Origin of the sequence: Micromonospora sp. NBC_00821, assembly GCF_036347035.1 — a bacterium.
GTDB lineage: Bacteria > Actinomycetota > Actinomycetes > Mycobacteriales > Micromonosporaceae > Micromonospora > Micromonospora hortensis.
In genome coordinates this window covers 2,561,894-2,588,467 of the sequence record NZ_CP108880.1, presented here as the reverse complement: position 1 = coordinate 2,588,467, position 26,574 = coordinate 2,561,894, and the positions used below count along the sequence as shown (strand labels likewise).

Sequence of the window (26,574 nt, the reverse complement as noted above, 5' to 3'; positions counted from 1 at the left end):
CGAACGGATCTCGCGCAGTAGGTTGGCGGGGTGACTGGACGGTTCCCGATCGAAGACGTCTCCCCCGTCGTCTCGTGCGGGCGATACCCGGCCAAGGCGGTGGTCGACGAGCCCATTCCGGTGTCGGCGCGCGCCTACCGGGAGGGGCACGACGCGCTGGGCTGCAACGTGGTGTGGGCTGGGCCGGACGGCGCGAGCCGGCCGTTCACCCGGATGCGCCCCGGCGAGCCCGGCCAGGACCGCTGGCACGCCACCATCGCACCGGACGCCGTCGGCTCGTGGACCTTCTCCGTCGAGGCGTTCCAGGACCCGTACCTGACCTGGCAGAACGCGGTGACCAAGAAGATCGCCGCCGGGCAGGGGCCGGAGGACCTGGCCAACGACCTGGCCGAGGGCGCGCGGGTGCTCGCCGCCGCCCGGGGCCTCGTGCCGACCGCCGACCGGCCCCGGGTCGCCGACGCGCTCACCGCGCTGGTCGACACCGACCTGCCGCTGGCGCAGCGGGTCGGCCCGGCGCTGGCGCTGGCCGACCTGCTCTGGGAGCACCCCGTCCGGGAGTTGGTCACCGCCGGTGACACGTACTCGATCTGGGTTGACCGCAAGCGCGCGCTCTACTCGGCCTGGTACGAGTTCTTCCCCCGCTCAGAGGGAGCGGCGGGCGGCCGATCCGGCACCTTCGCGACCTCCACCGAGCGGCTGCCAGGGGTGGCCGCGATGGGCTTCGACGTGCTCTACCTGCCGCCGATCCACCCGATCGGCCGGGTCAACCGCAAGGGCCCCAACAACGCGCTCACCGCCGGGCCGACCGACGTGGGCTCACCGTGGGCGATCGGCGCCGCCGAGGGCGGCCACGACACGATCCACCCCGATCTGGGTACGCCGGCGGACTTCCGGGCCTTCATCCAGGCGGCGGCGGCACAGGGCCTGGAAGTGGCGATGGACCTGGCGTTGCAGTGCGCGCCGGACCACCCCTGGGTCACCGAGCACCCGGAGTGGTTCACCACCCGGGCCGACGGCAGCATCGCGTACGCGGAGAACCCGCCGAAGAAGTACCAGGACATCTACCCGGTCAACTTCGACAACGACCCGGAGGGCATCCGGGCCGAGGTGCTGCGGGTGGTGCTGCACTGGGTCGGCGAGGGCATCCGGATCTTCCGGGTGGACAACCCGCACACCAAGCCGTTCGACTTCTGGCACTGGCTGATCGCCGAGGTGAAGGCCGTCGACCCGGACGTGCTGTTCCTGGCCGAGGCGTTCACCCGGCCGGCCATCATGCACGGCCTCGGCAAGATCGGTTTCACGCAGTCGTACACCTATTTCACCTGGCGCACGACGGCGGCCGAGATGCGGGCGTACTGCGAGGAGCTGATCGAGGCGGCCGACTACATGCGGCCGAACTTCTGGCCGAACACCCCGGACATCCTGCACGAGTCGTTGCAGCATGGCGGCCCGCCGATGTTCAAGATCCGGGCGGTGCTGGCCGCGCTGCTCTCCCCCTCCTGGGGCCTGTACGCGGGCTACGAGCTGTTCGAGCACGTGGCTCGACCGGGCGCGGAGGAATACCTGGACAACGAGAAGTACCAGCTGCGGCCGAGGGACTGGGCCGGCGCCGAGGCGCAGGGCCGCTCGCTGGCACCGTTCCTGGCCACCCTCAACCGGGTACGCCGAGACAACCCGGCCCTGCACCAGCTCCGCAACCTGGTCTTCCACGAGATCGACAATCCGGCGTTGCTCTGCTGGTCGAAGCACGATCCGGAGACCGGCAACACGGTCCTCGTGATCTGCTCGTTCGACTCGCGCGAGGTGCAGTGGGGCAACACCACCCTCGACATGCCGGCGCTGGGCTTCGACTGGCACGAACGGTTCACCGTTTACGACGAGCTGACCGGCACCAGCTACGACTGGGGCCAGCGCAACGCGGTACGGCTCGACCCGTACCTGCAACCCGCCCACGTGTTGACAGTGCGTCGCCCGGCCCCGCCGACCGAGCCGCAGCCGGCGGGCACCGAGCCGGCCGACCTCACCGTCGCCGACGTGCCGGACGACCTGTCCGGTGGCACCGCACCGACAGCCCCCGTCCCGACACCTCCTGCGCCGACACCTCCTGCGCCGACACCTCCTGCGCCGGCGCCTCCTGCTCCGACAGCTCCTGCTCCGGCGCCTCCTGCGTCGACAGCTCCCGTTCCGACTCCGCCCCGCCGGTCGGGCCCGGTTCCGACCCCACCGCGGCGAGCGGCCACCCGCCCGTCCGCCCCCGTACCGACCGACGCCGCTCCGAAGGACGCCCGATGGACCAGCTGATCTCCGGCGCGACGCACGACCCGCACGCGCTGCTCGGCGCGCACCCCGCCGACGGCTCGACGACGATCCGCACGATGCGCCGTGGTGCTGGCGACGTCGCGCTGCTCGTCGGCGACGAGCGGCACCCGATGAAGCGGGTGCACGACGTGGGCGTCTTCGAGGCGCAGGTCGACGGCACAGTGCTCGACTACCGGGTGGAGGTCGACGGCACCGCCCACGACGACCCGTACCGCTACCCGCCGACCCTCGGTGAGCTGGACCTGCACCTGATCCGCGAGGGCCGGCACGAGCGGCTGTGGGAGGCGCTCGGCGCCCGGGTCTTCGACGAGGGCGTCGCGTTCAGCGTCTGGGCGCCCAACGCCCGCGGGGTTCGGGTGATCGGCGACTTCACCGGCTGGGGCCCCGACGACGGCTGGCCGATGCGGTCGCTCGGCTCCAGCGGGGTGTGGGAGCTGTTCGTCCCCAACGCCCGGGCCGGGGCCCGCTACAAGTACCGGGTGCTGGGCGCCGACGGGCAGTGGCGGGACAAGGCCGACCCCCTCGCGGCGTACGCCGAGGTGCCCCCGGCCACCGCCTCGGTGGTGCACCACTCGACGTACCGGTGGGACGACGCGGACTGGCTGGCCCGGCGTGCCGAACGACAGCCGCACCAGGAACCGATGAGCGTCTACGAGGTGCACCTCGGCTCGTGGCGGCCCGGCCTGGGCTACCGCGAACTGGCCGAACAACTCACCGCGTACGTCACCGAGCTGGGCTTCACGCACGTGGAGTTCCTGCCGGTGATGGAGCACCCGTTCGGCGGCTCCTGGGGCTACCAGGTGACCGGCTACTACGCGCCGACCTCCCGGTTCGGCGACCCGGACGAGTTCCGCCACCTCGTCGACCGGCTGCACGCCGCCGGCATCGGCGTACTCCTGGACTGGGTGCCCGCGCACTTCCCGAAGGACGAGTGGGCCCTCGCGCGCTTCGACGGCACACCGCTCTACGAGCACCCCGACCCGCGGCGCGGCGAGCACCCTGACTGGGGCACCTACGTCTTCGACTTCGGCCGCAACGAGGTGCGCAACTTCCTGGTCGCCAACGCGCTCTACTGGTGCGACCAGTTCCACGTCGACGGGCTGCGGGTCGACGCGGTCGCCTCGATGCTCTACCTGGACTACTCCCGCAATCACGGCGAGTGGGCCCCGAACAAGTACGGCGGCCGGGAGAACCTGGAGGCCATCGCGCTCATGCAGGAGGTGAACGCGACCGTCTACAAGCACCACGCCGGCGTCGTCATGATCGCCGAGGAGTCGACGGCCTGGCCGGGGGTCACCCGCCCCACCGCCGACGGCGGGCTGGGCTTCGGGTTCAAGTGGAACATGGGCTGGATGCACGACACCCTGCTCTACACCTCGAAGGACCCGATCTACCGCCAGCACCACCACCACCAGCTCACCTTCTCCCTGGCGTACGCCTGGAGCGAGAACTACGTGCTGCCCATCAGCCACGACGAGGTCGTGCACGGCAAGGGCTCACTGGCCGGCAAGATGCCCGGCGACACCTGGCAGCGGCTGGCGAACGTACGGGCGCTGCTGGCGTACATGTGGGCGCACCCCGGCAAGCAACTGCTCTTCATGGGCTCCGAACTAGCCGACGACCGGGAGTGGAGCGAGGAACGCGGCCTCGACTGGTACCTGCTGCACGACCCGGCCCGCGCCGGCGTGCAACGACTCGTCGCCGACCTCAACCGGGTCTACCGGGACACCCCGGCGCTCTGGGCACAGGACACCGAGCCGGCCGGGTTCCGCTGGATCGCCGGCGACGACGTCGCCAACAACACCGTGTCGTTCGTCCGGATCGCCCCGGACGGCTCGACGCTGGTGTGCGTGGCGAACTTCTCCGCCCAGCCACTGCACGACTACCGGGTCGGATTGCCCGCCGGCGGGACGTGGCAGGAGGTGCTCAACACCGACGCGCACCACTACGGCGGGTCGGGCGTGGGCAACATGGGGGCGGTGCACGCCGAGGACGTGCCGTGGCACGGGATGGTGGCGTCTGCGGCACTTCAGGTTCCGCCGCTGGGCGCCGTCTGGCTGCGGCGTTCTTAGGTGAGCGCGAACGCGATGAGGGCCGCCACTACCACGATCACGGCAATGACGTTAAACACCATGACGGTGGAGTAGCCGGTCGAGCCCTGTTCACCCGGTGCGCCGAGGGAGCCTCGGGCGAAGGTCACTGTAGGCGCCATGTACTCCAGCGCAGATCCCTGACCCTTGACAATCGTGATCTCACACAGGGCTCGACCAGCACGGCGGGGCAGGATGTAGGGCACCCAGACCTCAACCCGGTGGTCGCCCGGAGAGACCGGCAACCGCTGCACGCCCCAGCCGGTCGAGGGCACGTCCACACCATCGAGCCGGAGACGAGGCTTCGTCGCCCGGTAGAGAAAAGCGGAGGCCGGGTAACGCAACGTTACCTTCAGTGTGCTCTGGCGGGATGACTGTCCCACGATCTCCTCCTGATGAATAACAAATGGTGGCCTGCCCGGCCCCGTGAAAGGCCGGGCAGGCCAGCAATGTTTCTGCTGCCCGAAAGCAGGTTACCCCAGAAGAGAAATCACTGACACCGGCCCTCTACCCGAGTCATTATCGCCGCGTCGAAGACTGCCGCCTGCGCCCGTTCTTGATCAGCGCACCGAACAAGCCTGCACACACAAGCGAACATATGCCTATGACGACTGCAGCGAACTGATCGGCTTTCGGGTTAGCCAACAGACCCACTGAGCTGATTCCGAATATGATGGCCAGGATTGGCAACATGATTCGTATTGCACCCCGGTGGTGACGCCGGTTATGCGCCACGTTGATCCGACGTTGTTCGGCGTCGAGATCCTTTCCCCAGGGAGTATTCAAAGGCCAGTTGGCAACCCAGATTATGGCAGCCAATCCTACAATAAGCATCAGCACTGTAACGACGGATTTCAGGAACATGCTCGACCTCCAGGCGCTGTCAGTCCAGCAGAGACCCTACAGCCCCCGTGAACGGGTCATGATTTGTCGCGATCCATCCACCCACCACGCCCGCAGCACGCCCAGGGTCGATACGTGTCGCCGCCTCGTACCGACCGGTCCCGAAGTTGATGAACTTCGCCCCGGTCACTGATTGGCCCAAACGACCCAACGGAACACTAACCGCCGCCCGGGTTACGACCTTGTTAGCACCCGTGAGCACACGTGCGCCAGGGACGAACACCAATCCGACATCCGTGGCCAACCCGACGCCGAACTTCGCGTAGTCCGCCTTGGTAAAGTCACTCCTCCCGAAATCGACCGCGCGGTAACTGGCGCTGATGCCGGCTGCTCCGGCCGCCACGGCAAGGCAGGCACCCGCAGACGCCACGATGCAGACACCAAGCGCCAGGACGGCGGCGCCCGTCAGAATCTCGTTTTTGTGCTCCATGACAAAGTTCTGAGTTGCATTTTGCACATCCCGGAAAGTCTCGTACGTGCTGGTGAGCGCCTTGGTGGCCCGACATTTCAAGGACCAGCCCGAGCACTTGTCACGCTCCGGCGCCGACTTGGTACGAGGCGGGGGCACGTACTTACCACGCTTCATTTTGGTACTGGTTAGCTTGTTCTTCTTGCCATAGGTCACGTTATCGGTGGAGCCGCATCCACCCGGGCAGCCCTTCTTCACGTCATAGCCATAGCAGTCGAAGTACTTGCAATCATCGGGGATGAGCCCGGTGGGGTCGCTGGACGTCACCGGAGTGTTGTTGGCGTACGAGTATCCGTTCCATTGCTGCGGCTGGGCGGCGTCTTGAAGTGGGTCGATGGAGATGAATCGGCCCGTGAGCGGGTCGTAGGAGCGGGCGCCCACCGTAGTTAGTCCGGTGGGGCTCATCGGCTTGTCGAGGAAGCCGTGGTTGTCCGGTGCGGCGACGGTGGCGCCTCGGGGAGCGCCGTACGGGGTGTACTGCCGCCAGGTGGGGTTCTGGGCGGTGCTGTCGAGATAGAGGGTCGGCGTTCCCTGGTGGTCGGCGATGGCGAAGGTGTAAGCGGTGCTGCCGGTGCGGATGCAGGTGCCGCCGCCGGGGAGGGCGTAGTAGCGGCTGCCGGTGACAACGCTGCTGGCGGTGTTGAGGGTGAGCTGCTGTCCGGGCAGGTAGAGCGTGTTCTTGCCGGGTTCCTTCTGCAACAGAAGGTTGCCGTCGGCGTCGTAGATGAAGGTGTTGTTGCCGCTGGTGCCTCCGGTGACCGTGCCGAGCTTGCCGGCGTCGTCCCAGGTGAGGGTTTGGTTCCCCTGGGCGGCGTTGCGGCCGGTGGTGTTACCGGCGTTGTCGTAGGTGTACGACGTGGTGCCGGTAGACCCACCGGTCTTGGTGGTGGAGGTCAGGGTGTGCGGCTTGTTCTGACCGTTGCCGTTGTAGGCGTAGGTGGTGGTCGTGTCGGTGCCGCCGGTCAGGTTGTGCTCGACCTGCTTGGTGCGGTTGCCGATGAGGTCGATCTGCCAGCTGGTCCAGTAGGCGCTACCGGCGCCGATGGTGTTGCCGACCATTGACTTGTTGGTGTCGGTGGGTGTGGTGGCGCAGGCGTCGGTGCCGGTCCACGCTTCGGTGAGTCTGGCCAGGCCGTCATAGCCGTAGCACTGCGTCTCCGCCGGGGTGGTGGCGCCCAACCGCTTGCTGATCTTGCGGGTGATGTTCCCGACCAGGTCGTACCTGTACTCCTGCTCATCCACAGTCGTCGGGGTCGTCGTGGAGCGGGTGACGAGTTGGTTGGTCAACCGGGCGGTGTGCGGGTCGTACGTGTTGGTGACGAAGGCATGGCTGCTCGCCGAGCCGATCTTCTGCTGGTCAACCCGGCCGTAGGCGTCGTAGCTGACGCTCTGGCTGTATCCGGCGAGACCGGCGAGGGTGGTGGGCAGGTCCAGCACACCGGTGTAGCCGTGCAGAACGGTCTCCGAGGGCAGGCCGCCCTTGGACGGGTAGGTGTCCGTCAGGGGCAGACCCAGCACCGAGGAGTAGGTGTGCCCGAACGCGTACGACCCGCCGAGCGCGCCCTCGGTGTCCGGGACGGTGACCGTCGTGCCGAGAGAGCTGCCGAAGACGTTGAACGCCTTCTGCTGGGTGACGTACGCCTGCCCATCACGGTAGGCGGTCGTGGTGGTCAGCTTCCCTAGCGCGTTGGTGACCCCCGCGACGCTGTTGCTGTTGTCGTACACCCAGGTCGCCCGCCGGTTCGCCGTCGACTGGTTCGCCACCGTCGCCGCGAACTCGCCGGTCTTGCGGTCGAGGGAGTCGTAGGTGAACGACAGGGTCTTACCGCGCCCGTCGGTGGACTGCTCGAGGTTGCCGTTGGCGTCGTAGCTCATGCTGCTGGTGCCGGCATCCGGGTCGACCCTGCTAACGACCTGGCCGAGCAGGTTGTAGGTCGAGGTCCACACGTTGTTGCTGGCATCGGTGAGCGTCGACTGGTTGCCGTGCTCGTCGTAGCCGTACTTGCTGACCGTCGCGGTACCACCGGTGACGGTGAACATCCCGGTGAACGTGTCCGCCGGAGTCGTCACCGTCGGACGAGCGCTGTACTCGTGCAGTTCCTTCTTGCGACCGAGCGGATCCGTGAGGGTGGCGGAGACGACCCCGCCGGTAGGCGGAACAACGGTCGTGCGGTCACCGGCGTACACGGTGGTCGTCGTCGAGACGGTCACGCCGTTCTTCGCATTGGTGACGACGACCGCCCTGCCCAGGCCGTCGTAGGTGGTGAGGGTCTGGTTCGGCACCTGCTTGCCCAGGTTCGCGGCCGATACCGGAGTGCTGACGGTCGGCAACGACCCGTCATCCCACCAGCCGTTGTACGACGCGCGAGTCCCACCACGGGTGTCGTAGAACGTGTCCGTGATCATGCGGCCACCCGCCGGGGTGATCGACTGGGTCTGCCGCGTGCGCAGCAACGCGTCGTAGATCGCAACGGACGTCTGATAGCCGTTGGAGTTGTTCAGCGTCTGCGTGGTGGTAGCCGACACGCCCGTCTTCGACACGGTGTAGGCGAACTTGTGGTTCGCCGCGACGCTGGTGGCCCGCGAGTTCAGCCACACCGACGTCGCGCGGCCGAGCGCGTCGTAGTGCTGGGTGGTGACGATGCCGTTGGCGTCGGTGCTGACCAGCGGGATGCCGCGCTTCGTGTCGAGCGTGACGGAACCACCGTGTCCCGCGGCGTTGGTGATGGAGGTCGCGGTGACCAGTTTGACGGCGTTCATGGTGTAGCCGCTGGTGGTCTTGTTGCCCTTGGCGTCGTACGAGTCGGTGACCCGGCCGTAGCTGTCGTAGGTCGACCGCTCGGTGGTCTGCCAGGCGTACGCCCCGCCGGTGTAGTCCTTGGCGACCTGGGTCATCGTGACGTTGCCCTTGGACGGGGCCGCCGCCTGCGGGAACGTGGTGGAGAAGTCCGTCACGTCGTAGAAGCTGCGTTCGGCCTTCACCACCTGGGCGGGTCGGTTGACGCTGCCCGGGGCGGTGAGGGTGTTGACGCTGCCGGGCACCGAGGCGGGGCTGCCCTGGGTGAACCCGCCGCAGGCCACGGAGACGGTTTCGGTCTGGCTGACCAGCCCGGCGAGGTTCTTGGTGGTGTTGGCCGGGGCGTAGGTGTAGGTGGTGCACTGGTTGTACGCCGCGTCGACCGGCACCGTGTAGGTGTAGGTGTTCTTCAGTTCACCGAAGGTGGCGCTGGCGGTGTTCGCGTCGTAGCTGCTGTCCGTTCCGGTGTTGCGCCACGTCACCGATCCGCTGCTCGTGACGGCCTGACGGGTGTAGGTCTTGATGGGGGCGACCCACTGCGCCGTCAACGCCGGCAAGCCGGTGCGGGAACGCGTCGCGGTCGCCCCGGACACCCAGTACGAGGTGATGGTGGAGGAGTCGACGCGGCCGTTCTCGCCGAGGTACTGGGTGGTTTCCAGTTCCTTGCCGGCGAGTTCGTCGATGTCCTCGTGCAGGCCACCGGCGGAGTCGGTCAGGTTGACCACTGTCGTGTTGTTGTTCTTCGACATGCCGCGGTAGTAGGCGGTTTCGGCTTGCGTACGGCGGTCGTTGACGCCGTCGCCGGTGAAGGTTTGCACCTTCGCGTAGCCGCGGAACTGCCCGTAGCTGCGGTACTTGGTCTTGACGACCTCGTTCTCGTCGAAGTGCCAGGCCGCCCCGCCGAGGTACTTGTAGCTGGTCGACAGGGCAGCGGCGCCGCCGGTCGGGTCGGTGGAGGTGACCCGGGTGACGGCGTACTTGTTGAACCAGTCCTTGAACGGGTCCGTGTACCCGTCCGGGGTCCAGTACACCGGGTAGCAGGACTTCGTGTTCGCCGCCGGGTCGGTGGTGACCGGGGCGGTGCACGGCACCGGCAACTCGTAGCTGGGACTGATCACCGATCCGGTTTCGGTGGTGATCGTCGCGATGCGCTGCCGGTAGAACGACGGCAACCCACCGGCGGTGTCGACCCGGTTGGGCAACTTGATGCCGGTGAACGACACCGACGGCAACGTGATCGCCGCCGTCGACCCACCCGCGCTGGTGTCATGACCGGTACGGACGACCCCGGTCAGCCACAGCGTCGGCGACGTGCCGTCACCGGTGGCGGGCATGCTGTGTGACAGGGCGTACGAGTCGACCTTCTCGTAGGTCGAGGTCGCCGTGTTGTACTGCCTCGCCTCGATCGACGTCAACCGGACGGTGGAGAAGAACGACGGGCTCCAGTCGTCACAGTCGGCCCCCGAGGCGCAGATCAAGTCGAACGGCACGTCCGGCCAGTTCGCCTTGTTCGCCGCATTCAACGGCTGACACGTCCCCGACAGGCACCGGTCACCGGTGTTGAAGACGATCTGGTTCGCCACCGTGCCGTACGCGCCACCGTCGGTGAACCCGTAGTCGATGCGCGCCAGGTTGCTGTCGCGGATGTAGGACACATCCGAAGCGCCCTTGTTACGGCCGTAGAAGTTGGTGGCCTGGTTGTAGTAGTACGCCATCGCGTTGCCGTTGGTGTCAGTGACGTAGTCAAGGTTCCACCGGTACGCCATCGTGCACACCGACGACGAGAACCCCGCCGAGTTGTAGCACGGGTCGCCCGAGTGCGGCGAATACACCGGCGAGTGGTCCACCGACTTCGTCTCCGCCTTACCTGAGGCCCACCCCGGCAACCGGTTACGACCGAACTCGTAACTGGTGCCGTCGCGCAGAGTCACCCGCCAGTAGTCGGTGTTGTACGTCCCCGAACCGTTGTTCGCGTTCTCGACGTGCGTGACGACCTCACCGTTGTCCGACTCCGGCTTCCACACCTTCTTCGCGGCATCCCACACCAACGCCGTCGAGGAACCATTCAACGACAACGTCAACAACGGGCCGTCGTAACAGCGGTCCGGGGTCTTCACCGGCGACGCGCTGCCACCCGGCTCGTCCATGCAGGACGCGAACGTCTGCTCCACGTACGAGCGCGGCGTGGACCAACCGTCACCCACCCACGACGCCTGCGCGTTCGTCGACGCGGTCTGCCCATCCACGCTGCCCGAGTCATACGACAACGCCACCGTCGGCACCAGATCCGACGCCGCCGGCGGCACCGTCACCGGATACGAATACGTGAACGAACCCGTACTCCCACCACCGGTCCACGATCCCGACGGCTTCAAGTCCGTGGCCGCGTACGTGCCACCCTTGCCGCCCTCCTCAGCAGCCGCGGCAACCGCCGCCAGCACGGTCACGCCGCCGGCCGCCCGAGCGCCCGCATCCGCCGCCAGCGGCACCTCGGCAGACACCGACCTCGCCCCGGCGTCGTTCGTCGAGGCCAACGGCTGACCCGTCCGACACTCGCTGCGCGTCGGCGTCGTCAGCGCACACGCCGGCAACCGGACCAACCGCAACCGCGACCCGTAGTTACCGCCGAACGCCTCGGCGAACCCCGCGTAGTCCACACCAACCCGTACCGAGCCGGAGCCAGCGTCCGGAGACACCGACAGCAGCACGCCATCCACCCCAGCGGCCTCGGCGGCCTTGCGGTCGGCCACCTTCACGTCCAAGCGCCGCGCACCGACCGACTCACCGGCCTTCGCCGCCACCGACTCGGCCCACACCGGTGTACCAGCGGCACGTACCCGCGCCGGCGACGCGGCCCGCGCACCGGCGGGAACCGCCTCCAGTTCCACCCGCGCCGAGGCGGCCTTCGGCCACGCCGTCCGCGTCGGCGTGAACGTCGACTTGGCGTCGTCCGGCGGCGTCACGAACTTGGTCGGCAGCGGCTTCACACCCTTGACCGACTGTCCCGGCGACGTCGCCGGCGCCTTCGCCAGCTCCGGTTCCTTCGGCTTCGCCAGGGCGGGCGCGCCCGACAGCAGACTGGCGGCGAGCGACGCGGCCGCGACAACCGCGACGAGACGTCTGGGACGTGTGAGCAGGCGTAATCCCCCGTGGACGGCCATGCGTACCTCAGCTCTACGAGACGGGATGGGGGCCACGCAGAGTGATCGATCAGGCACCCCCGTGGCGCGAACAATGTTTCATGTTTGATCACCCAAGAAGGTCACGGAGTCATAACGATGATTGGCTTCCGATGCCATCAAAACCGTCTCACTGAGTGCTAAAAGGACAGCATTTAGTGACCGGAGACGTTCCCCGTAGGCCGGCGTGACTGCTTCACTGTGGCCGCTCGGTCGGACGCGCCCTCGCGTTCACGTCACTAACGGGGAGAACTACATATGATCAAGAGACGACTGCGCCTACGCGCCGTCGCGTCGGTTGCGGTGGCCGCTGTCGCCATCGCCGCGGCCGCAGTGCCCCTCACCCTGCCAGCCGCCGCTGCTGCTCCGGCGAAGCCGAAACCCGCCGCTGAACCGGCCGGACCGCTCGGGGTGGACGCGGCGCTGGCCCACGCCAAGCGGACCGGCAAGCAGGTCGAGGCGACCGCCGCCGGCACCTCGACGGAGACCCTGACCGCCCGCCCAGACGGACGGCTCCTGCTCAGCCAGAGCGCCATGCCGGCCCGCAAGCGTGTCGGGGACACCTGGAAGGCGCTGGACCCCACCCTGGTCCGACGGGCCGACGGTGCCATCACGGCGACCACCACCACGCATGACATCACGCTCTCCGGTGGTGGCACCGGACCGATGGCACACCTGGTCAGCGGGGACCGCTCGCTCACCCTGACGGCGCCCGTGGCCCTGCCCGTGCCCACGCTTGCCGGGCCGACGGCCACCTACGCCAACGTACTGCCCGGTGTGGACCTGACCGCGACCGTCAACGCCCAGGGCGGCTTCTCGCACGTCTTCGTGGTCAAGGACGCGAAGGCCGCGGCGAACCCGAAGCTGGCCACGCTCGAGCTGGCCACCGCCACCAAGGGCTTCACCCTCGGTGCCGACTCGGCAGGAAACATCAGCGGGCAGAACCGGGCTGGCGACGCGGTCATCACCGCACCGGCGCCGCTCATGTGGGACTCCTCGGCGTCGGGCACCAACGGACCGACCGCCCGCAGCGGCGCCGCGTCGACGAGCGCTGCTCCCGGCCGGGTGGCGCGCACCGCCGCCATCGGGGTCTCCATCGCCCCCGGCAAGCTTGGTCTCAAGCCCGACCGCAAGCTGCTCACCGACGCCGCGACCGTCTACCCGGTCTACATCGACCCCAGCTTCAACTGGAGCGCCACCGGCCCGCGGATGTCCGGCTGGGCCAGCATCTCCTACCAGCACCAGTCCACCAACTACTGGAACAACACCCCCGACCCGATCGGTCGGATGCAGGTGGGTAACTCCGGTGAGCAGCGCTCGAACACGCTGATCAACTTCCCGGTGCCCTACAGCGCCCTGAAGGGTGCCGAAATCAGCTCGGCCATCTTCAAGATCACCAACACCCGCTCGTGGTCCTGCACGGCCAAGCGGGTGAACGTCTACGCCCCGAACACGGTGCTCACCAAGTCCAACGCCACCTGGAACTACTGGGAGACGCAGAGCAACACCCGGCTCGCGGCGTCGGCGAGTTTCGCCCACGGCTACAGCGGCTGCGCCGCGGCCGGCGTTGCCTTCGACATCACCAGCCAGATCACCACCGACCTGGCGAGCAACCGGACAGCCGCCCGGACCCTGCGGCTGGTCGGCGACAACGAGGGCAGTGACGCACAGAGCTGGAAGGAGTTCCTCCAGACCAGCCCCACGCTGGAGATCCTCTACAACCACAAGCCGAACAAGCCGGCCGGTATGACCACCTCGCCGCGGACCGCCTGCGCCGGTGGGTCGACCGTCGGCGACAACCCGGTCTACCTCTACGCTCCGGTGTCCGACCCCAACGGCGGCACTCTCGGGGTGAGCTTCAAGCTCTGGAAGACCGCCGACGCCTCGCAGACCGCCCTGGCGTCGTCCAACCCGAACCTGCTCACCTACTCCTCCGGCAGCACCGGCGTGCTGATCGTGCCGTCCGCCACGCTGCGCGCCGCCGCCGGTGGCACGATCACCAACTTCTCCTGGAAGGTCCAGGCGACCGACTTCCGGAGCGCCAGCGACTGGTCGGCGACCTGTAACTTCACCTTCGACCCCACCCGGACCGGCGCGCCGGAGATCAGCCAGCCGCAGGGCGAGTCGAAGATCGGCCAAGAGGTCAGCTTCGCCATCACGCCGCCCAGCACCGGTACCCAGCCGACCAGCTACAGCTACCAGCTCAACGGCCTGCCCCCGGTCACCGTCTCCGCCGCGGCCGGCGCTGCCACCGTCCTCACGACGCCGACCCGGTTCACCAACACGCTCGCGGTGACCAGCCTCTCGGCCGGTGGCAACTTCGGCGAGACCGCCACCATCACCTTCAACGCGGACCCCGCCGCCACGACTGCCGACGCGGACCTCACCGGTGACGGTGTCGCCGACCTGTTGACCGTCGGCGCCCGCAACGGGCTGCCCTCCGGCCTCTGGCTCGGCACTGGCATGAACAGCGGCGCGGTGCGCACCACTGTGAACGACATCGGGGCGCGGGGCAACGGGGTCACCGGCAACGAGGACCCGTCCGACTTCAACGGAGGCCAGGTGCTCTCCGGTCACTTCTTCGGGTCCGGCCTGCAGGACGTTCTCGTCTACTACACGGCGGGCACCAACGCCGGCAACGGAACCATCCTGCGGGGCAGTGGCGACGGCTCGGTCATCCAGCCGTACAACAACCAGGTCAGCGTCCTCGGTGACCTGCTGCTCGACGGCAACGGCAACGCGCCGCTGCAGCTGGCCAACGCCGGCGACTCCCGTGCCACCGGATCCACCCTGCCGGACCTGATCGGCACCAGCGGCGACGCCGCCAACGGTTACTACCTCAACTACTACCCGGTGTCCTCCGCGCCCGGCCTCTACTACTACAGCGCCAGCACCCAGACGCCGACGCCGACGGGCGGGGTGGACTGGAACAACTGGACCATCTCCACCGCCCAGGTCAACGGCAGCACCTCGATGTTCCTGTGGAACAGCGGCACCGGGGCCCTGCACCTCTGGACGAACCTGGCGTACAACCAGGACACCGAGCAGCTCACCTACACGCCGTACACGCTCTCGACCAACTGGAACCGCAGCGCCGCACTGAGCCTGCGGGCCGCCGACGTCAACTCCGACGACACCCCCGACCTGTGGACCATCGGCGCCAACGGCCTGACCACGGCGTACCTGGTGACCGGCCTCGGCGGCACGCCCGCCATCGCCACCCAGCAGGCGCAGGGCCTGGTCACCGCCAAGCACACCTGGGCGCTCAACGACGGCGCGGCCGGAGCGACAGCGGCGACCGCGGCCGACACCTCCGGCGGCAGCACCCTCACCGGCACCGGCAACGCGTACTGGCACGAGGGTGACCTCTTCAGCCCGGACCTGCGGCTCAACACCGATGCCACCGGCACGGGCGTGGACGCCAACGGCACCGGCAGCCTGGTCAGCGCCAACAGTCCGGTACTGATCGACACCACCAAGTCGTTCAGCGTCGCCGCCTGGGTGAAGCCCACCACCGCCGGCAAGATCATCCTCTCCGAGGAGGGAACGCGCTCCGCTCGGTTCATCCTCTGGCAGGAGCAGAGCGACAACACCTGGCGCTTCGGGATGGCCCGATCCGACAGCGACGCCTGGTCGTACGACCAGGCCATCAGCGCACCGAACGCGCAGCTCGGGGTGTGGACGCACCTGGTGGCCACCTACAACGCCACCACGAGCACGATGGCTCTCTACGTCAACAACAACCTCGCCGGCACGGCACAGCACGCCGCCGCCGCCGTGTCCTGGCCGAGCACCGGCCGGTTCGTCATCGGCCACTACCGCTACAGGGGCGCACCGAGTTCGTACTACTCGGGGCAGGTCAGCAACGTGCAGCACTGGGACCGCGCGTTGAACCCGGCCGAGGCCACCGCACCGGGCAATTACGCCCAGACGCTCCTCGCACCCAACGTCCGCGACGTCACCGGTGACGGCCGGAGCGACATGTTGATCAGGCAGAGCAACGGCGACGTGCTGCTGCGCCGCGGAACGAACCTGGACAACACGCTCACGTTCGATGCCGGCGTGGTGGTCTGCGGCAAGTGCGGAGGCTACGACTCGTTCAACATCGCCGATGCCAACAACGACGGCAAGCTGGACCTCTTCATGCGCCAGATCAGCACCGGCGACATGTACGTCTACCCGAACACGGTCGCCAACGGCGACCCGGTCTGGGCCACCCGCCAGCTGGTCTGTGGCAAGTGCGTCAACTTCGGCACGTCCGACCTGGCCGATGTGAATCGCGACGGCAAGACCGACCTGTTCATTCGGGAGAACAGCACCGGGGACATGTACGCGTACCTGGGCAACGGCCCGACCGGCGGCGCAATCACCTGGAGCAACCGGATTCTGCTCTGCGGCTCCTGTGGTGGATACGACAACGTGCACATCGAGGACGCCAACAACGACGGCAAGCCGGACCTGTTCATGCGCAACTCCGGCACCGGCGACATGTGGGTCTACCCCAACACGGCCGCCAGCGGGGCCCCGGTGTGGGGCCCCCGTGTCCTGGTCTGCGGCTTGTGCCGGGACTTCGACATGAGCAGCCTCGGCGATGTCAACAACGACGGGAAGATGGACCTGATGGTCCGTCGCAGGAGCAACGGCACCCTGAACCTCTACACGGGCAACGGCGCCCCCGGCACCGTCACCTGGGGCTCACGGTCGTTCATGTAGTCCGAAGGGCCGAAACCCCCGGGCACCGCGAAAGCGGTGTCCGGGGGTTTCGCATGTGCGGGCCGAGCTCCCGGCCTCGGGGGCGGCTGTGCACCGCGAGGACAGGCCGTGGCACGGGATGGTGGCGTCGGCGGCCCTTCAGGAGCCGCCGCTGGGCGCGGTTCGCCTGCGGCAGGGCTGAGCTTGGCGGGTCATGCCGCCGACGTCGACGAGGGTTCGCCCCTCAATTGACGAACGAGGAGATGTCGGCGGCTATCTCGTTCGGGTATTCGCCGTTGATGGCGTGTGAAGCGTCCGGGTAGGTCTTCACCGTGCCGTGGGTCAGGGACCGCTTCGCCAGCTTCGCGGCCTCGCCAGCGTCGTGCAGGCGGGACTTTCCCGCCATCAGGACGAGCACCGGGACGTCGACCGCCGCGAGCTGGTCCTCGGACGGCCGGGTCGGGGCGGACAGCTTCATCACGTACGCCTGCATGCCGGCCTCGATCATCCGTGCGACCGGTACGTCCTCCACCGGGGCGCCGTTCGCCGTCCAACTGGTGAAGCTGTCCCGCCAGGATCGGGGTGCCCAGCGGACGCTCAACGGGATGGACCGCAGCACCACCTCCGTCGACAGACCAGCGAAGACCAGGACCGGATCGAGCAGTACGACGCTCCCCACCTTCTGCGGCCGGTGCACAGCGAGGTTCATCGCCGTCCAACCGCCGAACGACACGCCGACCAGGTGGATGGTCGGCTCGGGCAGCGCCAGCAGGACCTCGTGCAACCACTGCGCGTGCGCGGTCGTGTCCGTGATGGGGCGCTGCTGGATGCTCATGCCCGGCTCACCGAGCAGGTCGACGGTGTAGACGTTGCGCGACCGCAGCAGCGACGGCAGGTTGTCCGCCCAGACCGGTGACGCCGACGCCCGGCCGGGCAGAAGCAGCAGGGGCGCGGCCGCCGGGTCGGTGCCGCCGCTGAAGTGGTAGAGCCGTACGACGCCGTATCCGGTCCGGACGTCGAGGGTGCGGTCGGGCTCGGGCAGGTCCGCCATCGCCTCCCGGTACGCACCGACGAAACGATCGTGGGACTGCGCCGACGTGAAGTAGCCGACGGGTGCGGGGTCGCGCAGCGCGTACGCGATCGCCACCGTGATCACCGCGAGCACCGCGGCGGCTCGGAGAAGGCCGCGCCGATGCGCTCGCAGGAATCTGCCCACCCCCCGCACGACCTTCGTCACCATGAGGTCAGATTACTAACCGCATGGTAGAAAATACAACCGTCAGGTCAGAGAGTGGTAGGCGAAGGGGCCGGTACGGTAAGCGGGTGCACCCGAACGACGCCACGTCAGCCCAGGTCCGCGCCGCCAAGCCACTCACGATCACCGAGCAGGCGCGACGGGCGCAACTCATCGGCGTGACAATCGATCTGGTTGCCCGGCACGGCTATCGGGGCACCTCACTCGCCCGCATCGCGGAGGGGGCCGGCATCTCCAAGGCCGCCGTCCTCTACCACTTCCCGTCCAAGGACGCGGTCGTGCGGACCGCCTACGCCTCGGTCCTGGAATCCCTCACCGCGTACGTCGGCGCCGAAGTCGGGGCACGATCCGGTGCGTCCGCGGTGGAGGCCTACGTCCGGTCCCTGGTGGCGTACCTGCGGGACCACCCGGACCACACCCGGATGATCGTGGAGGCGTTGAGCGAGGACACCGGCATCAATGACACGCCGAACGCGCGCAGTCGGCGGGAGGCGGTCGCCGGTCTGATCGACGCGGCGCGGGCGGCCGGCGACTACCGGCCCAGCGTCGACCCGCAGGCCACCGCCGTCATCGTGAACGGGGCCATCGACGCGATCGTGTCGGAGTGCCTGGCCGACCCCGACTTCGACAGCCGGCACGCAGCCGAGGAACTGGTCACCATGCTTCGCCGGTCCCTCGGCACCGCACCGACGGCCGGGAATCCGTCGTCCTGATCGGCCGTCAGACCAGGCCGGCGTCGCGCAGCAACTGCCACAGGCCGGCGCCGTCCGGGGCGGACAACCACTTCTGCCCCACCGGCCCGGACGACGGGCGGCCGGCCGGGGCGGGCAGGGTGCCGGCCAGCACCGACTGGGTCGGGGAGAGCCGGCGGATCGCCACGCCTGCGACGTTCTCCGGGTGGGCGGCGGCGAACTCCCGGTAGATCTCCTGGTCGTGCTGGCCGTCATCGCCGACGAGCAGCCAGCGCACGTCGGGGAACTCCCGGGACAGCCGTGCGAGGGTGACCCGCTTGTGTTCCATGCCGCTGCGGAACCAGCGGTCGGCGGTCGGGCCCCAGTCGGTGAGCAGGAGCGGCCCGGCCGGGTAGAGGTGCCGGGACAGGAAGCGGGTCAACGTGGGCGCCACGTTCCACGCGCCGGTGGAGAGGTAGAAGACCGGTGCGCCGGGGTGCGCGGTGACCAGCCGCTCGTAGAGCACTGCCATGCCGGGCACCGCGTTGCGAGCGTGCTCGTCGAGCACGAACGTGTTCCACGCGGCGAGCAGCGGCCGAGGCAGCGCGGTCACCATCACCGTGTCGTCGATGTCGGAGATGATGCCGAACTTGACCTCCGGGTCGAGGATGCGCACCGGCGCGTCGACCGGCTCGGCGTCCGGGACACTGAGCCGGACCGTACCCCAACCGGGCGGCAGGTCCGCCTCGACCAGGGTGTCGACGAAGCCGCTGCGGTCGGCCCGCGTCTCGTGCCGCACCCCGCCGGCCTCGATGGTCACCGTGACGTGCTTGTTCGGCAGCGTCGTGAAGCTGCGCCAGCCCCGGACCTTGTCCAACCGACCCCGCTGGCGGGTGTCCGGACGGCCCAGCAGCACCCGGCACATCACCCGCACCCAACCCGGCGCGCCGTAGCCGGTGTACGCGACGATGTTGACCCGCCAGCCGGTGCGCCGCAGCCGGCGCTCGACGAGCTGGTGCACGGCGTCCTCGATCCGCGCAGCCCGGTGCAGGTTCGGAACGGCCAGTTGGCCGGCGGGAGTGGGTGGCACGCGCCAACCCTGCCACACGTCGACAGCCACGGCCACGCGAGCCGACCCCGGCAGCGCCGGTGCGGCCCGGCCACCGTGGACCCGATCCAGCCCCACCCCGCTGCGCCGATCCGCCTCGGTGACCCGGCTGAACGTGAAACACTCCGGTCGGGACGACGACGGGGGCGTTGGTCGTGTCGCATCCAGAGCAGCACCGTGGGCGATGGCGCCCGCGACTCGATCGGCCGGCGCTCGTCGCGCTGCTGTTCGGGCTCGCCGGGGTCGTCTACCGGCTGGTCCTGACGCTGTTCACGGTGCCGGTGTCGAACAGCGACGAGGCGACCTTCGGCTTGGCCGCGCTGCACATCGGGCAGGGCCGGGAACACCCGGTGTTCCTCTACGGCCAGCACTACATGGGGATGTTGGAGTCGTACCTGGCCGCTCCCCTGGTGGCGGTGTTCGGGCCGAGCTGGCCGGTGCTGCGGCTGCCGATGCTCGCGCTCTACGCGGTCTTCCTCTACCTGATCCACCGGTTGACCCGCCGGCTCGGCACCCCGTGGTTCGCCGCCGTCGTGGTGGGTCTGCTCGCGCTCGGCCCGGAGCGGGTGGTGCGCGACCAGCTCACCGTCGTCGGTGGGCGACCGGAGGTGAAGCCGGCGGTGCTGCTGATGCTGCTGATCACCGTGGGGTTGGCCGTCGGCACGGTCCACCGCCGACGGCTCGCGATCGGCCTGTTCGGGCTGCTCGTCGGGCTGTCCGTCTGGTCGGACTGGCTGATCCTGCCGTACCTCGCGGTGGCCGGGCTGGCACTGGTGTGGGCGGTGCGGCGGGAGCTGCTCGGCTGGTCCGGTCTGCTGCTGGCGGCGGGGGTGGTCGTCGGCGTGGCCCCGATGATCGTCGACAACCTGCGGGCCGGGCCCGGTGAGGACTCGCTGTCGGTGTTCCGGGAGGTCAGCACCAAGGCCGGGCCGCAGCCGCCGTGGTCCGACCGGGTCCGGGGCGGCCTGCTGGAGGGGGTGCCGCTCGCGCACGGGCTCTGCCCGGTGGACGGCTGCGGACGCTGGCAACAGTGGTTCGGCGTGCTGTACCCGGTGCTGCTGCTGGCCGGGGCGGCACTCGCCGTGCTCGCGTACCGTCGCGCCGCCGGGGCGCCGCACGGGGAGCGGAGCGGACGCGGGGCCGAGGCGCCGCGCGGGGAGCGGGTCGGGCCGGTAGTGCAGCTCGCGCTGATCGCCGGCGCGGCGTTGACACTGCTGTCGTACGTGCGCAGTCCGCTCGCCGCTACCAGCCCGCTGGACAACGCCCGGTACCTGTCGGTGCTGCAACTGTCGCTGCCGGCGGTGCTCTGGCCGCTCTGGGTGGCGGCGCTGACCGCCTGGCGAGGCACCAGCAGCGTGCTCGGACGGTTCACCGGCGCGCTGTCCGCCGCCGTGCTGGCCGCGCTGACAGTGACCACCCTGGTGATCACCGTGCTGTTCGCGACCACCGGCACCGCGCCGTCGCGGACCGAGGAGCGCCAGGCCCGGGAGTTGGCCGCCGCGCTGCGCGCCGACGGACCCCACGAGGTGTACGGGGACTACTGGACCTGCAACCGGTTGATCTTCAACACGGATGAGTCGGTGGTCTGCGGGGTGCTCGACGGGGACCTGTCGCCGGGGCAGAACCGCTACCGGCCGTACTGGCGGCAGGTGGGGCGGGCCGAGCGACCGGGCTACGTGGTGGAGGTCGACTCGCCGATGGACCGGCGGTTGCGCCGGTTGCTCGCCGACCGGGCCGACGCCACGCCGGTGCGGGAGGTCGGCGGCTATCGCGTGTACCACCCCGACACCCCGGTGCGGCCCTGGCGGTAGGGGCTGGTCGTACGCTGGCCGGGCCGGCGCGTGGGGCGCCGCCGTTTCGCCCGTCGAGGAGACCCATGCTCATCCTGTTGCCGCCCTCGGAGGGGAAGGCCGACGCCGGCACCGGGAGGCGGTGGGCGCCGGACCGGCTCTCGCTGCCCGAGCTGAACCCGGCCCGCGAGCGGGTGCTGGACGCCCTGGTGACGCTGAGCGCCGGGCCGGACGAGGAGGCCGCGCGAGCCGCGCTCGGCCTCAGCGAGGGCCAGCGGGGCGAGCTGCGGCGCAACGCCCGACTGCGGGAAGCGGCCACCGCACCGGCCGAGCGGCTCTACACCGGTGTGCTCTACGAGGCGCTGGACCTGGCCTCGTTGCCGGCCACCGCGCAACGGGCGGCCCGCCGGTCGATCCTGATCAGCTCCGGGCTGTGGGGCGCGGTTCGGTTGGCCGACCGGATCCCGCCGTACCGCTGCCCGATCGGCGCCCGCCTGCCCGACGTCGGGGCGCTGTCGACGTACTGGCGCAAGGAGCTGACGCCCGCTGTGGACGCCGCCGCCGGGCGCGGCCCGGTGCTGGACCTGCGCTCCGGCGCGTACGCCGCCACCTGGACGCCGCGCGGCGAGCTGGCCGAACGCACTGTCACGGTGCGGGTTCTGCACGAACGGGAGGTCGACGGCGTGCTGGTCCGCTCGGTGGTCAGCCACTTCAACAAGGCGACCAAGGGCCGTCTGGTCCGGGACCTGCTCGTCGCCGGCGCCCGGCCGCGCACCGCGGCGGAGCTGGTGGGCACCCTGCGGGAGTTGAAGCACACGGTGCTGGAGCAGGCCACCGCCGCGGGCCGGGTGCGGCAGGTGGATCTGGTGGTCACCGACCTGTAGGGGCGCCGCAGCCGCAAGATTTGCTCAAGGCTGGGCCGGACCGGTTCCGTAACGGCGTGGCAGGGGCCACGGTAGGGCAACCCAGACTCCGACAAGGGAGCCTCCGTTGACCCACGAACCCGCAGTGCTCGACCGGCCCCACACCCCGACCACCCCATCCCCGCTGGGCTGGCTGACACTGGGCGACGCGTTCGAGGCTGCCTGCCTGCTGCGGTGCACACCGCCACCGACCGCCGCCCGGCCCAACGCGGTCCGTGCCGAGCACACCGCCGGTGTGGAGTTCAACAGGGAGGACGCCGCGCAGCGGATGCGGCAACTGCTCAACCGGCTGGACATCCCGGTCACCCACGAGGTGGCCGTCGGCGGCCTGCGTCGCCGCTACGAGTTGCACCGGCTGTGGGTGCCCCGGGAGCACCAGGGCGCGTACACCCGGATGTTGGACGCGGGCTGGTGGCAGGGGCGACGTGAGCTGCTCGGCGGGCCGCTGCCCGGCGCCTCACCGGCCCGCCGACGGTTGGTGACCCGCCTGGCGGAGGCAGCCTGGCGCTCGGCGTTGCTGGCCGCCGGGCGGCACGTCCGCCGGCACATCCTCGGTGTCCGGCTCACCGACCGGGAACTGGCCGCGGTGCTCATCCGAGGCGCGGCGGTGCTCGACGTGCCGGCCCGGCTCCGCCCCGGCACCGGTTGCTTCCTGGTCAGCGTGGCCGACGGCCCGGACCGGCAACGGATCCTGCGCAGCGCGGCGTTGGAGCCGGCGCGCGGCCCGATGGCGGAACCCGGGACGACGACGCGCGGGGTGACCCCGACGTCGACGCGGGGCGCGGGCCTGGCGCCGGCAGGTCGCGCGGCCTGCTGAGCGGGTTCCGACCGTCCGGCACCTCGCCAACCCGGGCTTGCGCGCACCCGCCCGACGGCGCACAGTGCACCGCGTGAGTCGTACCTCGTCCCGCCGCGCCGGCCTGGCCGCCCTGTCGACGGTGCTGCTGATCGCGAACCTGGCCGTCGCCAGCTGCCGGGACGCCCCGACCGAGCCGACGTCGATCCGGATCGCCACCGGTAGCCCCACAGCTGTCTACTACGCGTTCGGGCAGTCCCTGGCGGCCATCCTCAACCGGGAACTCCCCGACGTACGGGCCAGCGTGGTGATCACCGCCGCCTCCGCGGAGAACGTTCAACTCGTCGGCTCCGGCGGGGCCGAGCTGGGCTTCACCCAGGCCGACGTGCTGCCCACCAGCACGGCGGGAAGCCCCACTGTCGACGCCGTCGCCCGGGTGTACGACGACCAACTGCACCTGGTCACCACGAGCGGCGGCCCGGTCCGCACGGTCGCCGACCTGCGCGGCCGGCGAGTCTCCGTCGGCGCGGCCGGCTCGGGCACCGAGATCACCGCGACCCGGCTGCTGGAGGTGGCCCGCCTCGGTGGTGACGAGGTGCGGCGGGAGCGGCTCGGACTGGACGACTCGGTGGCGGCGCTGCGCTCCGGGCGGATCGACGCGTTCTTCTTCTCCGGCGGGTTGCCGGTCCGGGGCATCGAGGAGTTGGCCGAGGCCAGCGCCATCCGGATCGTGGACCTCAGCGAGTGGACCGAGCCGCTGCGCTCGCGCTACGGCCAGGTCTACGTCTCCCGGGACATCCCCCGCTCGGTGTACGGGGTGGACGCGGTGACCACCGTCGCCGACCCGAACTACCTGATCGTCCGGGCCGACCTGCCGGAGCCATTGGTCCGGGAGGTGACCCGGCTGCTGATGGAACGCCGGGCCGAGCTGGCCGCCGCCCATCCGGCGGCGGGCCGGATGAGCCCCCGCTCGGCGATCGTCACCGCGCCGCTGTCGCTGCACCCGGGCGCCGCGTCCTGGTACCGCGCCACCAAACCGTGACGGCCGGGCCTCACAGTGCCGGTGAGGGGCTCAGGTCGGCGGCCGGTTCCTCCTCCGCCGACTCCACCGCAAGGGTCGGCGTCGGGAACCACAGGGCGGCGATCAGCCCCCGCGACTCCCCCGGGCGCATGGTGAGCCGCCCGTCCGAGGCGTCCACCAGCACGGCGGCGATGGTCAGACCGAGCCCAGCGCCGTCCACGTTCTGCGCGTCCGGGGCCCGCCAGAACCGCTCGGTGGCCTGGCCGAGCTGACTCTCCGTCATGCCGGGGCCGGAGTCGCTAACCTCCAGCGCCACCCCGCCGTCGCGGCTGGCCACCGTCACCGTCACCGCCCCGCCTGCCCCGCTGAACTTCACCGCGTTGTCGATGAGGGCGTCCAGGGCCTGGTCGACGGCGGTCGGCACGGTCTGGGCGTACGCCGGGGCGTCGGTAGTGGCCAGCCGCAACGCGACCGACCGGTGCCGGGCCAGCGGCGCCCACGCGGCCACCCGGGAGGCGGCCACCGCGGCGGCGTCGACTGTGACGCGCTCGTTCTCCTCCCGTTCGGCCCGAGCGAGGGTGAGCAGCGCGTCGAGGACCAACGCGAGTCGGTCGGTCTCCTCCAGGGCCAGCCGGTGCTCGGACCGACCGTCCGGGTCGGTGAGGCTGGGCCCCAACTCCTCCACCCGCAGCCGCAGCGCGGTGAGCGGGTTGCGCAGTTGGTGGCTGGCGTGGGCGACGAAGGCACGCTGCCGGTCCATCACGTCGGAGACCACGTCGGCCATGTGGTTGAAGCTGGCCGCGAGGCGGCGCAGCTCCGGCGGTCCCAACCGGTGCTGCACCCGGGCGCCCCGGTCGCCCTCGGCGATCTCGTGGGTGACCGCGTCCAGTTCGGTGACCGGGCGCAGCACCCAACCGGCCAGCCCGAACGCGGTGAGCACGCAGGCCAGCACGGCGAGCAGACCGGCCAGGGCGAGCAACAGCCACCACGCGATGACGGCTCGGCGGATCGGACCGGCCGGGGTCACGATCACCACCGCTCCGAGCACCTCACCCCCGTCGTTTATCGGTACCGCCACCATCACCGGGTCGGTCGTCCAGGGCCAGACCGACTCGGGGGCGCTGGTCTGCTGCCCGGACAGGGCGACGTCCAGCACCGTCGCGGTCCCCGGGCTGGCCTGCCACCTCGGCGACGAGACCGGGATGTTCCGGTCCCGGTCGACGATCGCGGCGCTGATCGCGTACAGGTCGTCGTAGCTGGTCAGCTCCGACTCGATCGGGCCGGGCCCGCCGTCGCGCAGCGCCGGGCCGGCCAGCGAGGCGAACCGGGTGGCGTCGGCGAGCCGGTCGGCGCGGACCCGTTCGGTCTCGCGGCTGGCCATGGTGGCGGCCAGTGGGGTCTCCAGCGCGATGAGGACGAGGACCATCAGCAGCAGATAGCTGATCACCAGGCGACGGCGCACGTCAGCTCCTCACGCGTCGCGCAGCCGGTAGCCGACGCCGCGCACGGTCTCCACCAGGCGGGCGTCGCCGAGCTTGCCGCGCAGCGACCCGACGTGCACCTCGACGGTGTGCCGGTCGGCCCAGGTGGTGCCCCAGGCGTCGAGCAGGATCCGATCGCGGGGCACCGCCACCCCGGGCTGGCGGGCCAGCGAGAGCAGCACGTCGAACTCCTTGCGGGTCAACGTGACGGCCCGGCCGTCGACGGTCACTGTCCGCGCGGCCACGTCGATGCGGACCGGCCCGGCCTCGATGAGGTGCCGCTCGGGCGCCGCGTTCGCGGCGCGGCGCAACACCGCCTCGATCCGGGCCTGCAACTCCACCATCGAGAACGGCTTGACCACGTAGTCGTCAGCGCCCAGGCGCAGACCCAGCACCCGGTCACGTTCCTCACCCCGGGCGGTCACCGCGATGATGCCGAGCTGACTGCTGCGCCGACGCAGCTCCCGGCACAGGTCAGTGCCGTCCCCGTCGGGCAGGGTCAGGTCGAGCAGCACCAGGTCACAGGGTGCGGCGGAGAGCGCGGCGGCGACGGTGGCGGCGTGCTCGACCTCGTACCCCCGGCGGGTGAGGGCGGAGGACAGCGCGGCGGCCACCCGGCGGTCGTCCTCCACCAGCAGGATCCGCACCCGTGCCCCCGTCCCTCGCAGCGCTGTTCTGCGAATGGTGGCAGAAGTGCGAGCGGACCGGGAGGCCGCCCACCCGCGCTGGGCGGGCAGCCGGCCGCTACAGGCCGAAGGTGTCGTCGGCGGTGGCGTCCCGGACGCCGTCGGTGAACCCGCGGAAGCCCGGGTCCTCGTGGCTGGCCGGCACGCTGGTGACGTTGACCCCGCTGGCCTGGGTGACCGCGTCGACCAGGGCCGGATAGTCGATTTCGGCGTCCTGGAAGGCGTCGTCGTCCGCCTCGGCCAGGTTGATCACGTGCTGCACGTCGTCGGACGACGTGTCCGGATCGTCGGCCCACTCACCGCCGGCCTGGTAGCACTCGTCGTACAACGCGCGCTGGCTGTCGGTCCAGTCATCGTCGTAGCTCTTCATCGCCCATCCCTCCGCGGCCCGTGA

Annotated in this window: 15 protein-coding genes; 8 read left to right on the top strand and 7 right to left on the bottom strand. The window is 70.0% G+C overall.

The window, feature by feature from the left end:
- The first annotated feature begins 30 nt into the window (after positions 1-30).
- The gene (locus OHB44_RS11745; RefSeq protein ID WP_442932668.1) at positions 31-2,301 is read left to right on the top strand and encodes a maltotransferase domain-containing protein; all 2,271 of its coding nucleotides are present in this window, start codon (positions 31-33) and stop codon (positions 2,299-2,301) included.
- Positions 2,289-4,391 (top strand): 1,4-alpha-glucan branching protein GlgB, encoded by a 2,103-nt coding sequence (glgB, locus tag OHB44_RS11740; RefSeq protein WP_330440794.1) that lies wholly within the window; start codon positions 2,289-2,291, stop codon positions 4,389-4,391. The genes OHB44_RS11745 and glgB overlap by 13 nt, the downstream gene beginning before the upstream one ends.
- Here the strand turns inward: glgB and OHB44_RS11735 are convergent.
- Positions 4,388-4,792 carry a hypothetical protein gene (locus OHB44_RS11735; RefSeq protein ID WP_330440793.1) on the bottom strand — a complete coding sequence of 135 codons (405 nt, stop codon included), beginning with the start codon at positions 4,790-4,792 and terminating at the stop codon, positions 4,388-4,390. The two genes, glgB and OHB44_RS11735, sit on opposite strands and share 4 nt — an antisense overlap.
- Before the next feature lie 500 nt (positions 4,793-5,292).
- On the bottom strand, positions 5,293-11,739 hold the full coding sequence (locus OHB44_RS11730) for an RHS repeat-associated core domain-containing protein (protein ID WP_330440792.1): 6,447 nt from the start codon (positions 11,737-11,739) through the stop codon (positions 5,293-5,295).
- 276 nt (positions 11,740-12,015) lie between these two features.
- Here OHB44_RS11730 and OHB44_RS11725 point away from each other — a divergent pair, with 276 nt between their 5' ends.
- A complete protein-coding gene (locus OHB44_RS11725) occupies positions 12,016-16,470 on the top strand; it encodes a LamG-like jellyroll fold domain-containing protein (RefSeq protein WP_330440791.1) in 4,455 nt (1,484 codons plus the stop codon).
- 223 nt (positions 16,471-16,693) lie between these two features.
- On the opposite strand, the gene OHB44_RS11720 is transcribed toward OHB44_RS11725, so the two are convergent.
- Complete coding sequence (locus OHB44_RS11720; RefSeq protein ID WP_330440790.1) at positions 16,694-17,689, bottom strand: alpha/beta fold hydrolase; 996 nt, start codon at positions 17,687-17,689, stop codon at positions 16,694-16,696.
- An 83-nt stretch (positions 17,690-17,772) separates the two neighbouring features.
- Between OHB44_RS11720 and OHB44_RS11715 the strand changes: the two genes are divergently transcribed.
- Positions 17,773-18,417: a TetR/AcrR family transcriptional regulator gene (locus tag OHB44_RS11715; RefSeq protein WP_330440789.1), complete on the top strand. Its 645-nt coding sequence runs from the start codon at positions 17,773-17,775 to the stop codon at positions 18,415-18,417.
- 7 nt (positions 18,418-18,424) lie between these two features.
- Here OHB44_RS11715 and OHB44_RS11710 read toward each other — a convergent pair whose 3' ends face one another.
- On the bottom strand, positions 18,425-19,465 hold the full coding sequence (locus OHB44_RS11710; RefSeq protein WP_238686268.1) for an App1 family protein: 1,041 nt from the start codon (positions 19,463-19,465) through the stop codon (positions 18,425-18,427).
- A 173-nt stretch (positions 19,466-19,638) separates the two neighbouring features.
- On the opposite strand from OHB44_RS11710, the gene OHB44_RS11705 reads away from it, so the two are divergent.
- From OHB44_RS11705 to OHB44_RS11690, 4 genes are all read left to right on the top strand, one after another.
- Positions 19,639-21,294 (top strand): ArnT family glycosyltransferase, encoded by a 1,656-nt coding sequence (locus tag OHB44_RS11705; RefSeq protein ID WP_330440788.1) that lies wholly within the window; start codon positions 19,639-19,641, stop codon positions 21,292-21,294.
- Between the two features lie 65 nt (positions 21,295-21,359).
- Positions 21,360-22,157 carry a peroxide stress protein YaaA gene (gene yaaA / locus OHB44_RS11700; protein WP_238686270.1) on the top strand — a complete coding sequence of 266 codons (798 nt, stop codon included), beginning with the start codon at positions 21,360-21,362 and terminating at the stop codon, positions 22,155-22,157.
- Between the two features lie 106 nt (positions 22,158-22,263).
- Complete coding sequence (locus tag OHB44_RS11695) at positions 22,264-23,013, top strand: hypothetical protein (protein ID WP_330440787.1); 750 nt, start codon at positions 22,264-22,266, stop codon at positions 23,011-23,013.
- A gap of 64 nt (positions 23,014-23,077) precedes the next feature.
- Positions 23,078-24,034: a TAXI family TRAP transporter solute-binding subunit gene (locus tag OHB44_RS11690; protein ID WP_238686272.1), complete on the top strand. Its 957-nt coding sequence runs from the start codon at positions 23,078-23,080 to the stop codon at positions 24,032-24,034.
- A gap of 10 nt (positions 24,035-24,044) precedes the next feature.
- Here OHB44_RS11690 and OHB44_RS11685 read toward each other — a convergent pair whose 3' ends face one another.
- The 3 genes from OHB44_RS11685 to OHB44_RS11675 form a co-directional block, all read right to left on the bottom strand.
- Positions 24,045-25,475: a sensor histidine kinase gene (locus tag OHB44_RS11685; RefSeq protein ID WP_330440786.1), complete on the bottom strand. Its 1,431-nt coding sequence runs from the start codon at positions 25,473-25,475 to the stop codon at positions 24,045-24,047.
- 9 nt (positions 25,476-25,484) lie between these two features.
- A complete protein-coding gene (locus OHB44_RS11680) occupies positions 25,485-26,141 on the bottom strand; it encodes a response regulator transcription factor (RefSeq protein ID WP_091401433.1) in 657 nt (218 codons plus the stop codon).
- Between the two features lie 97 nt (positions 26,142-26,238).
- Positions 26,239-26,550, bottom strand: coding sequence for a hypothetical protein (locus OHB44_RS11675; RefSeq protein ID WP_238686274.1), 312 nt, complete (start codon positions 26,548-26,550; stop codon positions 26,239-26,241).
- Between the last annotated feature and the right edge of the window lie 24 nt (positions 26,551-26,574).